Source organism: Microbacterium sp. ProA8 (genome assembly GCF_039905635.1).
Classification (GTDB): Bacteria; Actinomycetota; Actinomycetes; order Actinomycetales; family Microbacteriaceae; genus Microbacterium; species Microbacterium chionoecetis.
The window spans coordinates 3,491,553-3,506,706 of sequence record NZ_CP157000.1 but is presented as its reverse complement, the minus strand read 5'-3'; the positions used below and the strand labels follow the sequence as shown (position 1 = coordinate 3,506,706).

The following is a 15,154-nucleotide window of genomic DNA, read 5'->3' as shown; positions in this document are numbered from 1 at the left end:
GTCAGTGGATCGACTCGCCCCGCTTGAGCAGCTCGACGTACTGGGCGACGCGGGCAGCGCGTGACTCCGGGCGCTTGAGATTCCCCACGCGGAAGGACATCGCGAACCGGTTCTGCGCGGACTGCGCCGCGAAGGCGGCAGCGACCTGGGGGTCGGCGTCGAGGGCCGCCTGCAACTCCGCGGGGACGTCGCCGTCTCGCTGGCGGTAGGCGGCATCCCAGCGCCCGTCCGCTTTCGCCCGATCGATCTCCTGCTGGCCCGCAGGCCGCATCCGGCCTTCCTCGATCAGTCGCGTCACGTGCCCGATGTTGACCTTCGACCACATGCTGCGCGATCGTCGCGGAGTGAACGCCTGCAGGAAGTAGTCCGCGTCGAGCGACTGCTTCTGCCCGTCGATCCAGCCGAAGCAGAGTGCGACGTCGAGCGCTTCGGCGTACGTGATCCCCGGCTTGGCGGTCGCCGTCTTGCGCAGTCGCAGTCGAACCCCGTCCGGGTCGGGGTTGGACTCCAGCCAGCTCTCCCACTCCGCCGCGGTATCCACGTGCAGCACGGGCTTGTCGGCATGAGAGGCCATAGCGGAATGCTAGCCGCGGTGAGCGACACCGCCTCCGCGACTCCAGATCGTGCGCCCCCACGGCGCGAGGTGACCCGGGGAACGCCCGGGTGAAGCGGATGCTGCGACCGTCGGCATCCTGTCGAGATCGTGTGACCTCGCCGAAGACGCCCGCTCCGCGCGCGCATAGCGCGCACTCGGCGAGAGCACATGATGTGCGCCGAGGTACGCGCCGGCGACGCGTGGATTGGCGACGGGCGGGCGCGCCTGCGTTCGCGCGAGCACCCTTGACGCCGGCATCCAGATGTGTACAGTGTGAACATACGCACTCGCACACTCGGAGGTTCCGATGCAGACCACGACCACGTCCGCCCTTCCGCCCGTCGTCGACGCCGAGACGTGGCGCCGCGAGCTCGCCGAGCTGCGCGTTCGCGAGAAGGCCGCCACCCGCGAGCTCGATGCGATCGCCGCGCAGCGACGGCGGCTGCCGATGGTGGAGCTGCCGGAGTACACGCTCGTGGGCAAGGACGGGCCGGTGCGCCTCGCCGACGTCTTCGCGGGCCGCTCCCAGCTCATCGTCTACAACCACATGTGGTTCGAGGGCAAGGAATGGCATTGTCCCGGCTGCACCGGGTTCACGTCGCAGTTCACCCGCCTGGAGTTCCTCGAGCCGTACGACGCGCGATTCGTCATCGTGACGCAGGGTCCGATCGACGAGGCGCTGGCGTACAAGGAGAAGGCCGGCAACCGCATGGAGTGGTACTCGACGGCCGACAGCTCGTTCGGCGCCGACATGGGCGCCCCTGCCGGCGGCGGCTTCGCGGTGAACGTCTTCCTCCGCGACGGCGACACCGTGTACCGCACGTGGCACACGGACGGTCGCGGCACCGAGCAGCTGACCCACACCTTCCCGCTGATCGACCTGCTGCCCTACGGCCGGCAGGAGGACTGGCAGGACTCGCCCGAGGGGTGGCCGAAGTCCGCGGCCTACGACGGCTGGTTCACCTCGCAGAAGGTCGCCGAGCTGTACGGGCCGGGCCGGGCTCGGGACTGAGGACGACGGATGCCGTGCCCGGCGAGTGCGGCCGGGTGACCGCCCGCGCACCGAGACGTCGGCGCGACGCGCCGGGGTTTCGCGGATGCGGGTGGGGCTCGCCAGTATGAGAGGCGATGCGCACTCTCACCACTCGCCGCCTGCTCGCATCGAGCGTGCTCGCCGCGGCACTCTGGATCCTGGTCGTCGGCGTCCGATGGGCGTTCTCACAGCTCCCCGGCGGGGCGTCCCAGCTCGGCACCCTCGTGCCCGACCTCGTTCCGCCGTCGCTGCTGTGGGGCCCGGTGGGCGGATGGATGATCGTTGCCGTGCTGGGCGGCGCGCTCGCCGTCACGCTCTGCCACGCGCTGTTCACCGCGCTCGCGGCGCGCCACGGCGCACCGCTCGTCGGAGCGTGGTTCGCCGCCGTCGCCGCCGGTGCGCTCGTCGGACTCGCGTTCGACGTCGCCTCCGCGTGGAGCTCCGTCGAGCTGTCCGGACTCCGCGGACTCCTGGTGGGTGAGTTCGGCGTGTCAGCCGCGGCCGGCGCCCTCTGGGGTCTGGTCGTCGGATGGATGCCGGGCCTCGTCGCCCGCGCACCGGCACCCGTTCCCGCACCCGCAGACGCCGACGCCGCGGCGGCGCGCGCAGACACCGGAGCGGCAGCCCCGGCCCGGCGCCCGGGCTGGCTGCTGCCGGCCGCAGCCGTCGCGGTGGTGGCCGTGGTCGCGGGCGGAGTCCTGGCCGACCAGGCGCGCACCGCGGCGATCCAGGCCGAGGTCGACGCCCAGCGCGAGATCGAAGCGCAGAACACCTTCGGCGCGCTGCCCGACCCGAACGCACCGGGGGAGCCGGTGCCCACGGCGGCTCCGGCATCCGGCGATCTCGACCCGCAGTGGTGCACGCCCGACAAAGCGACGCTGCTGCTCGGCGAACCGGACGCGGCGACGGGACATCGCGGCCTGCCGATCCGGCTGTTGAACTTCTCGGAGGAGCCGTGCGTCATCGAGGGCTACCCCGACGTGGCGTTCGGCGACCAGAACCAGCACCTGCTCGCGGTCACGATCGAGCGAGGCGGCTCGTTCATGACGCAGGACTTCGGCCCGCAGCGCCTCGAGGTGCCCGCCGGCGGGTACGCCGTGACGTCCCTCGGGTGGGATGCGGCGTCGCCGCACGGCGCGCTCGTCACGAAGACGATCTACGCCGCCCCGACCGCCGGCATGGAACGCGGCTCGTGGGGGCTGGGCTTCGACCTCGACATCGTGGAGGGCTCGACTGTCGCGATCACCGCGTGGGCGATCGACCCGAACCCGTTCCCCTCGGAATGACGGAACGCGGATGCCGCACCCGGCCGGGTGCGGCATCCGCGTCTCGCTTCACACGCGCGCTCGGCGACCGAGCGGCGCGGATCAATACCAGTCGGTGGCCTGCGAGTGGCCCCACGCGGCGCAGGGGGAGCCGTACGAGCCCGCGATGTAGCCGAGGCCCCAGGCGATCTGCGTCGTGGCGTTGGTCTGCCAGTCGGCACCGGCGCTGGCCATCTTGTTGCCGGGGAGCGACTGCGGGATGCCGGTCGCGCCGCTGCCGGAGTTGTAGGCCTGGTAGTTCCAGCCCGACTCCTTGGTCCAGAGCGACTCGAGGCAGGAGAACTGGCCGTCGCCCCAGCCGTACTGCGACGCGGCCATCTGCCGGGCGGTCGCCTTGGCGCCCTCGACGGTGTTCGCGGCAGCCAGGGCGGCGGCGGCGGCAGCGGCGGCCTCGGCCTGGCGCTGCGCCTCGGCGGCGGCGGCCGCAGCAGCGGCGGCTGCGGCTTCTTCGGCGGCCTTCTGCGCCTTGGCGGCGTCGAGGTGCTCGCGCAGTTCGGCGACGCGCTCCGAGATCTTGTCGGTCACGCCGGCCGCGTCGGCGGCGAGGCCGGGCACCAGGAGCATGGGCACGACATCGAGCTTCGACAGTCGCTCGGTCGCCTCCTCGAGCGGGGCGGTGTCGACCGACGTGTCGGCGATGCCGAGGTCGAGACCCGACGCGGTGATGTCGGAGCTCAGCGCGGCGGCCTCGGTCAGGGCGACGCGGGCGGTGAGCAGCGTGCCCTGCGCGTCGACACGGATGTCGCGGAGGGTCTCGGCGGTGGCTTCGGGAGCGGCGGCCGAGGCGATGGCCGACGCGGCCAGCGGTGCGGCGGCCGCCAGAGTCGGGGAGGCCAGGGTGAGCCCGGCGGTGACCACGACGCCGAGGGCGGCGCCGGCGGCGACCGTGGGAATGAGGAAGCGGCGGCGGCGGGCAGTCGTGTGTGACGTATCTGAATGCATGACGAACGTACGATCCTTCGGGTTGCGCGCCGCGGGATTCGGCGCCGTGCGCCGTCGGGTCGGACGCACAAGCCCCCGAGTCTGCCTCATGCCGTCTGTGCGACTCCCGGTGTTTTCCTGGACGAATCGTGGGAGCGGTTTTCCCCGAAAGGCCTGATCCGAGGCATGCGAAGGTCTATTGCCGCGGACATGACGAAGGGGGAGGATGCCGGAGATCCGGCATCCTCCCCCTTCCAGGTCGAGGCGCTACGCCGTGCGGTGCGCGGCGTAATAGGCGAGCAGGGCGCGGGTCGAGGCATCCTGCGCGGCGATCGCCGACTCGTCGCCCTCGATGGCCGGAGCGATCTGCAGGGCGAGCTGCTTGCCGAGCTCGACACCCCACTGATCGAACGAGTTCACGCCCCAGATCACGCCCTGCGTGAAGGTGATGTGCTCGTAGAGGGCCACCAGCTGGCCGAGTACCGACGGGGTCAGGGCGGGCGCGAAGATCGACGTCGTCGGCTTGTTGCCCGCGAAGGTGCGGGCCGCGACGAGCGCGCCCGTCGTGCCCTCGGCCTCGACCTCTGCGGCGGTCTTGCCGAACGCCAGGGCCTTCGTCTGGGCGAGGAAGTTCGACAGGAAGAGCCCGTGCACGTCGCGGCCGTCGTCGGCCAGCGGATAGGCCGGGTTGGCGAACGCGATGAAGTCGGCGGGGATGAGGCGCGTGCCCTGGTGGATCAGCTGGTAGAACGCGTGCTGGCCGTTGGTGCCCGGCTCACCCCAGAACACCTCGCCGGTGTCGGTGGTGACCGGGGAGCCGTCCCAGCGCACCGACTTGCCGTTGGACTCCATGGTGAGCTGCTGCAGGTACGCGGCGAAGCGGCTCAGCTGCTGCGCGTACGGCAGCACCGCGTGCGACTGGGCGGCGAGGAAGTTCGAGTACCAGACATTCAGCAGGCCCATCAGCACTGGCACGTTCCGCTCGAGCGGGGTCGTGCGGACGTGCTCGTCGACCGCGTGGAAGCCGGCGAGCAGGTCGCGGAAGACGTCCGGGCCGAGCTCGATCATGAGGGACAGGCCGATGGCCGAGTCGACGGAGTAGCGGCCGCCGACCCAGTCCCAGAACCCGAAGGCGTTCACGGGGTCGATGCCGAACGCGGCGACCTTGTCGAGCGCCGTCGAGACGGCGACGAAGTGGTGGGCGACGGCATCCGTCTTCGCTTCATCCGAGCCGTCGATCGCCCCCGATGCCTCGAGACCGGCCCAGAGCCAGTCGCGGGCGAGGCGCGCGTTGGTGAGGGTCTCGAGGGTCGTGAACGTCTTGGACGCGACGATGAACAGCGTCGTCTCGGGGTCGAGGCCCTTCGTCTTCTGCGCGAGGTCGGTCGGGTCGATGTTCGAGACGAAGCGCGCCTCGATGCCGGCGGTCGCGTAGGGCTCGAGGGCGGCCGAGATCATGACGGGGCCGAGGTCGGAGCCGCCGATGCCGATGTTGACGATGTGCGTGACCTTCTTGCCGGTCACGCCCGTCCACTCGCCGTCGCGCACGCGGGTCGAGAACTCCGTCATCGCGGCGAGCACCGACTGCACGTCGGCGTCGATGTCCTGCCCGTCGACGACGAGGGCGGGTTCCGCGCCGGGCGGACGGCGCAGCGCGGTGTGCAGCACGGCGCGGTCCTCGGTGGTGTTGATGTGCTCGCCCGCGATCATCGCGGCGTAGCGCTCGGCGACACCGGTCTCTTCGGCGAGACGCACGAGGGCGGCGAGGATCGCGTCTGTCACGAGGTTCTTCGACAGGTCGACGTGCAGGTCGGCGAGCTCGAAGCTCAGCCGCTCGGCGCGGCGCGGGTCGATCGCGAACCAATCGCGCAGATCGGGGATGAACGAGTCGCGGATCGAGCTGAGCTCGGTCCACGCGGACGTGGTGGTGGCATCGACGGGAGCGGTCACGCCCCTAACGTACTCGCGCCGATGGATGCCGTGGTTTCGTGTTGCTCACCGACGACCCGTGCCGCTTGTGATCCGGCGTCGGTCGGCGGGCTAGGCTCCGATCATGGCGGTGAGTCAGTCCAGACGTGCCCGCGCGGCCCGGCGCCGGGCGCGGCGGGTCGCCGCCGCCGACAACGACCTCACCCTCGACGAGTGGGAGGCGCTGCTCGAGGCCTGGGCCTCGTGCGCCTACTGCGGCACCGAGGCCGGCCCGTTCCAGAAGGACTGCGTCCTGCCCATCTCGCGCGGCGGCCGGTACACGTTCGAGAACGTCGTCCCCGCCTGCCGCTCGTGCAACGCGAGCAAGAGCAACGACGAGGTCACCGGGTGGCTGCGCCGCAAGCGGCTCGACGAGCGCGCCTTCCTGCTGCGGCACGTCGAGGTGCTGCGCGCCTGGCGCGGGGCGGCGGAGGCCGTCGCGGGCGACGAGCCCCAGGCGCAGGCGCTGTGACCGTCGGCATCCGTCCGTACGAGTCGCGGGACTGGGACGACATCTCCCGTATCCACGACGCCGCCCGCCTCGACGAGCTGCGCGGAGCGGGGCTTCTCGAGGCGTACCTCAGCCTGGCCGACACGTACGAGAACGAGGGGCTCTTCGACGGCGAGGTGTGGGTCGCCGAGTCCGAGGGCCGCGTCGCCGGGTTCATCGCCGGCAGTGTGGGGGACGAGGGCGGCGAGATCACCTGGATCTATGTCGACCCCGCGCTCTATCGCCGCGGGATCGGCCGCGCGCTCGTCGAGCACTTCCTCGCGCGAGCGGGTGGGCCGGTCGAGCTCGAGGTGCTCGACGGCAACGCCGCCCGCATCTTCTACGAGTCGCTCGGCTTCGTGCGCACCGCGACCACGACCGGCAAGCTCGCCGGCAACGAGACGTTCAGCGCCACCGGCCACACGCTGATCTGGACCCCCTCGCAGCGGTAGCCGTCGGCACCGACGAGCGGCCGTGTGATCCTGCTCAGGCCCCGTCGCGCTGGCAGAGCAGTGCGATGCCGTCGATGACCGCACGGTGGGTCGACGGCGCGGCCAGCACCCGGAAGTGCCCGGCCGCGGGCACGGCGATGTTGGTCGCCCCGTCGAGGGCGCTGCCCTCGGGGATGTGCGGGTCGAACGGACCGTAGATCGACACGATGCGCCCGTTGATCGAGGTCTCGCGGCCGAGCATGACGATCGTCTCGTCGTCGGGGAGGAACGCGCGGATGCTCGGATCGACGAAGATCCGCGCCCGCCGAGCACCGGCGAAGGGCGTGGCCACCGCCACCATCCCCAGCAGCCCGAGCGGGCGGGTGCCGGTGCGCGGCGTGGCGGCGGCGGCGGCATCCGTGGGGTCCTCGCCCGCATCCGCGGCCTTCGCCGCCTCGATCGCCGCGCCGGAGGTGACCAGCACGTGCTTGCCGATGAGCCCGCCCTTGCTGTGCGCGACGAGCACGATCCCGGCGCTCGGCGCCGGTGTGGCGGCGAGCATGCGCTCGAGGCGGTCGGCGGTGTCGGGAATGCTGCGGCGGTTCACGCCGAGCCCGTGCACGACGCGCACCCGGTGGCCGGCCGCCGCCAGCGCATCGCCGAGGGGGCGGAGGAAGGTCCAGTGCTCGTACACGCCGGGAACGAGGTACACCTCGGGAAGCTCCGGATCGCCCTGCCGCCACGCAGCGGGGATCGGACGGGGGCGGCCGATCGACCACGGCAGCGACAGGACGGCGAGCTGGCGCCGCCCGGCATAGAGGTAGTCGGCCGCCCACCACAGCGCCTGGTGCACCAGTGAGGAGCGCGGGGCTGCGCCGGGCGCCGCGGTGTCGGCCATGCGGGCAGTCTACGAGGGTGGGGCCGGCGTCCCGCGGACGCCGGTGATCGCGGCCTCCACGACGGCGGCCGCGAGGGCATCGACGACGGATTCCGGCTGCCACCGCAGCGGGCCGTGCACGGCGATGTCGGCGAAGCCGTGCACCGCCGACCAGCAGGCCCACTCGGCGTAGGGCCGGCGCTCGGGCGCGAGGGCCCCGGCATCCACCATCGCATCGAGCGTGTCCATGAGGAGGCGGAAGGGCGCGACGATCTGGTCGTCGAGGGTCACGATGGCGTCGTTGGCGTGCGTGTCCTGCGTGAAGAAGGCGGTCTCGAACAGACCTCGCTCCGCGCGCGCGAAGTCGATGTACGCGGTGCCGACGCGGCGGAGCCGCTCGACGGCGGCTGCCGCCGGCGCGAGGTCGGCCGGCGTCGCCTCGACGCGCGCGGTGATCGCGCCGGCCAGGGCGAGCTGCGCCTCACGGGCGACCGCCCGCACCAGGGCGTCGCGGTCGGTGAAGTGCCGGTACGCGGCGTTGGGCGAGACGCCGGCGGCGCGAGTGGCTTCACGCAGCGTGACGGCGGCCGGCCCGCCGGTGCGGGCGAGCTGCAGCCCTTCGCCGATCAGCGCATGTCGGAGGTCGCCGTGATGATACGTGCGCAGAGGTGAAGTCATTGCGCCCTCCTGCCCGGGTGTGTACCGTGTGAACATCCAATGTGAACGGTGTCCACATTGAGCTTAGCCGCTCGCTCCGCCCTCCCCGACCGAGAACACGCCGAAGGAAGCACCATGAGTCAGCCGAGCCCCGCCGGACCCGCCGGACCCGCAGAGCCGCTCCAGCCGCAGCCTGACACGCGGACGCTGCGCGCGTTCTACCAGGTGCTCGTCAACACGGCCCTCGCGAACGTGACCAGCAGCTTCCTGTGGTTCGCCCTGACGTTCTGGGTGTATCTCGAAACGCAGTCGGTGCTCGCCACGGCCATCATCGGCGGCTCGTACATGCTGCTCGTCGCCGTGTTCGGCGTGGTGTTCGGCGTGATCGTCGACCGCATGAAGAAGAAGGCCGTCATGCTGCTGTCGAGCATCGTGACCACGGTCGCCTATCTGCTCGCGGGCTTCATCTTCCTGACCATCCCCGAGAGCGCGCTGCTCGACTGGACCGGACCCTGGTTCTGGGCGTTCGCCGGCGTCATCCTCGTGGGCGGGGTCGTCGAGAACCTCCGCAACATCGCGCTGTCGACGACGGTCACCCTGCTCGTGCCCGCAGAGCGCCGCGATCGCGCGAATGGCCTGGTGGGCGCGGTGCAGGGCATCGCGTTCATGGTGACGAGCGTCTTCTCCGGCCTGTCGATCGGTCTGCTCGGCATGGGCTGGACGGTCGCCATCGCCATCGCCGCCACCGGCGTCGCGCTGGTGCACCTGCTGTTCGTGCCCATCCCCGAGCGGGGCGTCGTCCACGTGGAGGGCGTGGCGCCTGCGGGCTTCAGCTTCCGCGGCGTGATCCCCGCGGTGATGGCGGTGCCGGGGCTGCTCGCGCTCATCCTGTTCGCGACGTTCAACAACCTCGTCGGCGGCGTCTTCATGGCCCTCATGGACCCGTACGGGCTGACGCTGTTCTCGGTCGAGGCGTGGGGCATCGTGCTCGGTGTGACCAGCTTCGGCTTCATCATCGGCGGGGCGCTGGTGGCCAAGTTCGGACTCGGCAAGAACCCGGTGCGCACCTTGCTGCTGGTCAACATCGGCATCGCGCTGCTCGGCATGACCTTCGCCATCCGCGAGTGGTGGTGGCTGTACGCCCTCGGCATCCTGATCTTCATGGCGCTCATGCCGATCGCCGAGGCCTCCGAGCAGACGATCGTGCAGCGCGTCGTGCCGTATGAGAAGCAGGGACGCGTCTTCGGCTTCGCCGCGAGCGTGGAGTCCGCCGCCGCGCCGGTCTCGGCGTTCCTGATCGGACCGATCGCCCAGTTCTGGCTCATCCCGTACATGGAGTCGCCGCAGGGGCAGGACACCTTCGGCTGGCTCCTCGGCGACGGCGAGGCTCGCGGCATGGCGCTCGCCTTCGTCGGCGCGAGCCTGGTGCTGCTGCTCGTCGTGCTGCTGGCCTTCTTCTCGAAGCCCTACCGTGAGCTGTCCGACGCGTATGCCGCGGCGCCCCCGTCACTGCACACCGACGATGGCGAGGGGACGCATGCCGCGGCCGCCGCCTCCGACGAACCTGACGCGAGCGCCGCGATCAGCCCCGCCCGGGACGACCTGCGCTCCGGCCTGCGCTGACCTTCCCCGCTGCCGGGCCGGGCCCTCCACGCCGGAGGCTCGCCCCGAGCCCGGGTCAGAAGCGGGTGAGGCCTGCGGCCGCCTCGTCGGGGCGGCCGGGGAAGACGTCGAGGGCGAAGGCCTCGGTGTCGACAGCGATCGTGAGCAGGGTCGCCCACTGCTCCACGCGCGGCAGCGCAGGGTCGGGGGTCATGCAGATGTCCGCGTCGGCGCCTTGCCCGCCGCAGGCGGCGACGGCGCGCGCGGCGGGACTCAGGCCGGCGAGCGCACTGCGCACGGCATCGAGGTGCGCGAAGCGCTCCCGCGTGGTGGAGTCAGCGGGGATGGTGTCGCCACCGCACAGCTCCGGGTCCAGGAAGTGGTTCGTGTGGAGCAGCCAGCCGTCCGCCTCGGGATCGACGACGCCGACCCCGGCCGGGGAGAGTTCGAGCGAGGCGGCGCGAGAGCCGGCGGGACCGGTCTCGAAGACGGTCAGCACCGTGGAGGCGCTCACCGTCGCGCTCGCCGCGACGCGACGCGCATCGTCGATCGAACGCGCTTCTTCGAGGACGCGCCGCGCGATCGCATGGACCGGAACGCCTCCGGCATCCGAGTCGGACACGTGGGACAGGATGTTGAAGTGCAGCCCCAGCCCGGCGCTGTTGACCCCGATCTTCGCGGCCGTGCCGAACTCCGTGAACAGCTTCACGTCGAGGCCCGCCGCTGACGGGAACTCCCACAGCAGACCTTCCGGCACCAGGAAGTCGTGCCAATCCCAGGTCTGGATCGACTCGGCCGCCTGGCCGGGCCCGACGTGGACGGCCGTCGAGCACTCGCTGACGGCTTGGGGTGCCGCGGCCAGGATCTCGGTGCGTGCGCCCACGGCCGCCACGCGCCAGCGCTCGACCTGCGCGGCGTCGGCGATCGCGTCGGCCTCCGCTGCGAGGCCCGGCGCCCATGCGGCGAGGGCGGCCCGGCTGCGTTCGGCGATGCCGCGCACCACCTCCGCCCTGATCCCCAGTTCGTCGAAGTGGTCCAGGTAGAGGGCCTGCGTCCGCGCGAACTGCGGCGCGAACTCCGTGCCCAGCTCGCGGCCGCGCGCGACCGGATCGCGCGAGGTCGACATGGCGGTGCGAAGCTGCATCGAGGCTCCTGGAGTGATCGCGCTCGGCCGGCGCCGGGTGTTCAGCGGGTGTCGGCAGTGATGACGGGCACGCGGAACCGCTTGCGGTAGACCCCCGGCGGAACGCCGGTGACCCGCTTGAACAGGCGGCGGAAGAACGCGGGGTCTTCGTAGCCTACGTGCCAGCCGATCGCTTCGACCGAGTCCTCGGTCTGCTCGAGACGGCGCTTGGCCTCCTCCACGCGGATCCGCTGCACGTACGACAACGGGCTCACACCGGTCGCCTCCGTGAAGCGGCGCTTGAAGGTGCGCTCGGCGAGCCCTGAGCGCACCACGAGCTGCTCGACCGGTGCCGCGACCGAGAAGTGGGTGCGCAGCCAATCCTGTGCGTCGGCCACGACGGCGTCGCCGTGGTCGGTGCGCCCCTCGAAGACCATGTACGGGGCGAGGCCGTCCTGGTGCCATTGAAGGGCGAACATGCGGGCCGTCTCCTGGGCGACGGCCGCGCCGGCGAAGCGGCCGGTGAGGTAGAGCACCAGGTCGTGCCATGTCGTCGACGCCCCGGAGGTCACCAGCTCGTCTCGCGTCCCGGTCACCAGGAGGGCTCGCTCGGGGTGCACGCGCACCTCGGGGTGCACCGCGCGCAGCTGCGGCGCGTAGTCGTAGTGCACCGTCACGTCGTGGTCGTCGAACCGGCCGGTCTCGGCGAGGAGGAAGATCCCCGAGCAGGCCGAGCACAGCAGCGCACCCTGCCCGTGCATGCGCGCCGCCCACTCGACGAGCTCGGGATAGCGGCCGCTCTCCCAGCCGCCCGCGCCGAGCACGACCGAGGGCACGATGACGATGTCGGTCGAGGCGATCTCGCCCACGGCCTCCGACACCGGCACCGGCACGCCGCTCACTCCCATGAGCGGGCCTGCCGCGGCGCCGACGATCCGCGCCCGGAACGGCGCGGGCGCGGCAGCATCGCCGATGCCCATGAGGTCGAACGAGTTGAGCACGTCGAGCACACCGAACAGCGTCGCGACCCCGGTGTCGGGCAGCGCGACGATGCTCACGTCGAGCGTGCGTGCGGGCATCCCACGGCCTCCTCGCACCACATCGTGGCACGAATGGACCGAACGAGGGTCGGGATGCCTCTGAACGCGGCGGCCCCGCATCCCGAGCATGGAATCACACCGTCGATCGAACAGACAGGAACCGATGACATGACGACCACCACCGTCGATGAGACCGCGCTGAACGCCTTCGTGCTCCGCGCCGTGGACCACCTCGGCGCCGGCTACCTCGGAGTGATGGTGAGCCTGGGCGCACGCCTCGGCCTCTACCAGGCGCTCGCCGAGGCCGGCCCGCTCACCTCCGCACAGCTGGCGGAGCGCACGCAGTGCGCCGAGCGCTATGTACGCGACTGGGCGTCTGCGCAGGCCGCGGCCGGATATGTCGCGTACGACGCCGACAACGGCACCTTCGCGCTGACCCCCGAGCAGGCCCTCGTGCTGGCGGACGAGAACAGCCCCGTCTACCTGCCGCCCGCCTGGAACACGCCGGCGGCGATGTGGAGCGACGAGGCGAAGGCGCTGCACGCCTTCCGCACCGGCGAGGGCATCGCGTGGGGTGACCACGATCCGCGTCTCGCCCACGGCACCGCGGCGTTCTACCGCAACGGCTACCGTGCGAGCCTGGTGTCGCAGTGGCTGCCCGCGCTGGACGGCGTCGTGGCGGCGCTCGAGCGCGGCATCGCCGTCGCCGACGTCGGCGTGGGCCACGGTCACACCACCGTGCTCATGGCGGAGGCGTTCCCGAACTCGCGGTTCCACGGATTCGACACCCACGCGCCGTCGATCTCGGAGGCGCGGCGCAACGCCCGCGAAGCGGGCCTGGGAGAGCGAGCCGTGTTCGAGCGCGCGAGCGCGAAGGAGTACGACGCCCGCGGATTCGGGTTGATCTGCTTCTTCGACGCGCTGCACGACATGGGCGATCCCGTCGGCGTGCTGCGGCACGCGTCGGACGCGCTGACGTCCGACGGCACCCTGCTGCTGGTGGAGCCGAACGCGGCCGACCGGTTGGAGGACAACTTCCACATCGTCGGGCAGACGTACTACGCGGCATCGAGCATGATCTGCACCGCGCACGCGATCGCGGACGGCGGCGAGCTCGTGCTCGGCGCGCAGGCGGGACCGAAGCGGCTGACGGAAGTCCTCAACGAAGCCGGATTCTCACGGGTCCGCGTGGTCGCTGAGACGCCGTTCAACCTCATCATCGAGGCGAAGCGCTGAGGCACTCCGCGTCGATCTCGACGAAGACGCCGATGGCGGCGGTCCCCACGGGGGCCGCCGCCATCGTCAGTCGAGTTCGGGGGTGCGCGGCGGCGCGGTCCGTCGAGGCCGCAGCATTTCGATCGCGGCGGCCCAGGCGAGCAGGTCGGGATCGCTGTACGCGCGCCCGGCGATCGTCAGGCCCACCGGCATCCCGATGTCGGCCATCGTGCCCATCGGCACCGTGACGGTCGGCACGCCCAGGTGACGGATCGCGAGGTTGCCGTTGGCGACCCACACGCCGTTGCGCCAGCCGAGATCAGCCGAGGCCGGGTTGACTTCCATGTCGGCGGGGCCGACGTCGGCGACCGCGGGAAAGAGCACGGCATCCAGGCCGAGGTCCGACATCCACTCGTCGAGATCCCGGCGACGGGTCTCTTCGAGGCCGCGCACCCCGCCTTCGATCTCCGGGATGTCAGTGAACGAGGCGTACGGATGCTGCCGCACCTGCGCCGGATAGGTCGCGATGTCGTCGTCGAACCCGGTGTAGCGGTCGGGGAGCGCGCCGGGCGGGTGGGGGAAGATCGTGGCGGGATCGACGTCGTCGAGGCGATCGAGCGCCGGGTCGCCGTTCGCCCGCAGGAAGTCGTCCCACGCCCACGCCGACAGGTCGACGATCTCGCGGTGCAGGAACTCGGGGGTCACGAGCCCGCGCGTCAGGATGGTCGGCGCACCGGGACGGTCGCCCTCGTAGTTCGTGACGAGGGGGAAGTCGACCTCCACGACGTCGGCGCCCGCGGCCTCGAGGTCGCGGCGCGCCGTCTCCCAGAGGGCGACGACCGAGGCGCGGGTCTCGACACGGGTGCCCGTGGGTCCGCCGATGCCGCCGCCGGGGTTCGTGCCGGCATCCGGGTCGGCGTTGATGTACATCCGCGGCACGCCGAAGCGCCGGCCGGCGAGCGTCGCGCGGGCGCCGGCGGCGTCGGCGGAGCCGAGCGACGGGTACGAGCGGGGACGCGCGGCCGCGGCATCCGGGATCCGGATCCAGGGCTGCGCGCGCCAGAAGTCGCCGCGCGTCTCGGGGTCGTGGGCCACGAGCACATCGAGGATCTCGAGCATGTCGGCCATCGTGCGGGTGTGCGGCACGACGACGTCCATGGTCGGCACGAGCGGCCAGTTGCCCCGCACCGAGATCACGCCGCGCGAGGGCGTGTACGCGCAGAGCGCGTTGTTCGACGCCGGGGCGCGGCCGCTCGACCACGTCTCTTCGCCGAGTCCGAAGGCGGCGAACGAGGCCGCGGTGGCGGTGCCCGAGCCGTTGGAGGATCCCGACCCGAACGCCGAGGTCAGGTAGTCGGCGTTGTACGGGCTCTCGGCGCGGCCGTACAGGCCGCGCTGCATGCCGCCATTGGCCATCGGCGGCATGTTGGTCAGCCCGATCAGCACGCACCCCGCTTGCCGCAGCCTCTCGATCGAGAACGCGTCGCGCTGGGCGAGGAGGTCGGCGAACGCGGGCGAACCCGCCGCGACGGTGAGACCCTTCGCCAGGAACGAGTCCTTCGCCGTGTACGGGATGCCGTCGAGCGGCCCCAGCGTGCGTCCTTCGGCGCGACGGAGATCGGATGCCGCGGCCTCGGCTCGCGCGTCGGGATTGCGCACGACCACCGCGTTGAGGGCCGTCGCGGTTCCCGGGGCGTCGTAGGCGTCGATCCGGGCCGAATAGGCGTCGAGCAGCTCGACGGCGGTGACCGCGCCGGACTCCAGCGCGGAGCGGAGCTCGGCGATCGTCGCCTCGACGACGGGGAAGCGGCGCCTCATCGGTGTGCTCCGTGCTCGGCGCGTTTCGTCTCGCTCGTTCCTCGCTCGCTCAACGACCG

The 15,154-nt window shown here is 71.7% G+C and carries 14 protein-coding genes; 6 read left to right on the top strand and 8 right to left on the bottom strand.

The features are described 5' to 3' along the window. Position 1: 1 nt before the first annotated feature. On the bottom strand, positions 2–574 hold the full coding sequence (locus tag ABG085_RS15765) for a YdeI/OmpD-associated family protein (RefSeq protein ID WP_347976683.1): 573 nt from the start codon (positions 572–574) through the stop codon (positions 2–4). A gap of 328 nt (positions 575–902) precedes the next feature. On the opposite strand from ABG085_RS15765, the gene ABG085_RS15760 reads away from it, so the two are divergent. Beyond that, positions 903–1,607: a DUF899 family protein gene (locus ABG085_RS15760; RefSeq protein WP_347976682.1), complete on the top strand. Its 705-nt coding sequence runs from the start codon at positions 903–905 to the stop codon at positions 1,605–1,607. A gap of 116 nt (positions 1,608–1,723) precedes the next feature. After that, the gene (locus ABG085_RS15755; protein ID WP_347976681.1) at positions 1,724–2,914 is read left to right on the top strand and encodes a DUF4232 domain-containing protein; all 1,191 of its coding nucleotides are present in this window, start codon (positions 1,724–1,726) and stop codon (positions 2,912–2,914) included. Positions 2,915–2,995: 81 nt separating this feature from the next. Here the strand turns inward: ABG085_RS15755 and ABG085_RS15750 are convergent, their stop codons facing one another. Then, a complete protein-coding gene (locus ABG085_RS15750) occupies positions 2,996–3,895 on the bottom strand; it encodes a phospholipase (protein ID WP_347976680.1) in 900 nt (299 codons plus the stop codon). A 246-nt stretch (positions 3,896–4,141) separates the two neighbouring features. Continuing rightward, entirely contained in the window at positions 4,142–5,824 is a 1,683-nt protein-coding gene (gene pgi, locus ABG085_RS15745) for a glucose-6-phosphate isomerase (protein ID WP_347976679.1), read from the bottom strand. A 103-nt stretch (positions 5,825–5,927) separates the two neighbouring features. Between pgi and ABG085_RS15740 the strand changes: the two genes are divergently transcribed. Then, entirely contained in the window at positions 5,928–6,314 is a 387-nt protein-coding gene (locus ABG085_RS15740; RefSeq protein ID WP_347976678.1) for an HNH endonuclease, read from the top strand. Further along, the gene (locus tag ABG085_RS15735) at positions 6,311–6,784 is read left to right on the top strand and encodes a GNAT family N-acetyltransferase (RefSeq protein ID WP_347976677.1); all 474 of its coding nucleotides are present in this window, start codon (positions 6,311–6,313) and stop codon (positions 6,782–6,784) included. Before ABG085_RS15740 ends, ABG085_RS15735 begins: the two co-directional genes overlap by 4 nt. A 34-nt stretch (positions 6,785–6,818) precedes the next feature. On the opposite strand, the gene ABG085_RS15730 is transcribed toward ABG085_RS15735, so the two are convergent. Both ABG085_RS15730 and ABG085_RS15725 read right to left on the bottom strand, forming a co-directional pair. Next, a complete protein-coding gene (locus tag ABG085_RS15730; RefSeq protein ID WP_347976676.1) occupies positions 6,819–7,661 on the bottom strand; it encodes a hypothetical protein in 843 nt (280 codons plus the stop codon). Positions 7,662–7,670: 9 nt separating this feature from the next. Further along, complete coding sequence (locus ABG085_RS15725) at positions 7,671–8,318, bottom strand: TetR/AcrR family transcriptional regulator (RefSeq protein WP_347976675.1); 648 nt, start codon at positions 8,316–8,318, stop codon at positions 7,671–7,673. 114 nt (positions 8,319–8,432) lie between these two features. On the opposite strand from ABG085_RS15725, the gene ABG085_RS15720 reads away from it, so the two are divergent. Then, positions 8,433–9,920, top strand: coding sequence for an MFS transporter (locus ABG085_RS15720; protein WP_347976674.1), 1,488 nt, complete (start codon positions 8,433–8,435; stop codon positions 9,918–9,920). 55 nt (positions 9,921–9,975) lie between these two features. Here the strand turns inward: ABG085_RS15720 and ABG085_RS15715 are convergent, their stop codons facing one another. Next, the gene (locus ABG085_RS15715) at positions 9,976–11,043 is read right to left on the bottom strand and encodes a C45 family peptidase (RefSeq protein ID WP_347976673.1); all 1,068 of its coding nucleotides are present in this window, start codon (positions 11,041–11,043) and stop codon (positions 9,976–9,978) included. Between the two features lie 41 nt (positions 11,044–11,084). Continuing rightward, entirely contained in the window at positions 11,085–12,101 is a 1,017-nt protein-coding gene (locus ABG085_RS15710; protein ID WP_347976672.1) for a helix-turn-helix domain-containing protein, read from the bottom strand. Positions 12,102–12,230: 129 nt separating this feature from the next. Between ABG085_RS15710 and ABG085_RS15705 the strand changes: the two genes are divergently transcribed. After that, positions 12,231–13,298 carry a methyltransferase domain-containing protein gene (locus ABG085_RS15705; protein ID WP_347976671.1) on the top strand — a complete coding sequence of 356 codons (1,068 nt, stop codon included), beginning with the start codon at positions 12,231–12,233 and terminating at the stop codon, positions 13,296–13,298. A gap of 66 nt (positions 13,299–13,364) precedes the next feature. Here the strand turns inward: ABG085_RS15705 and ABG085_RS15700 are convergent, their stop codons facing one another. After that, positions 13,365–15,095 (bottom strand): amidase, encoded by a 1,731-nt coding sequence (locus ABG085_RS15700; protein ID WP_347976670.1) that lies wholly within the window; start codon positions 15,093–15,095, stop codon positions 13,365–13,367. Positions 15,096–15,154: the final 59 nt, after the last annotated feature.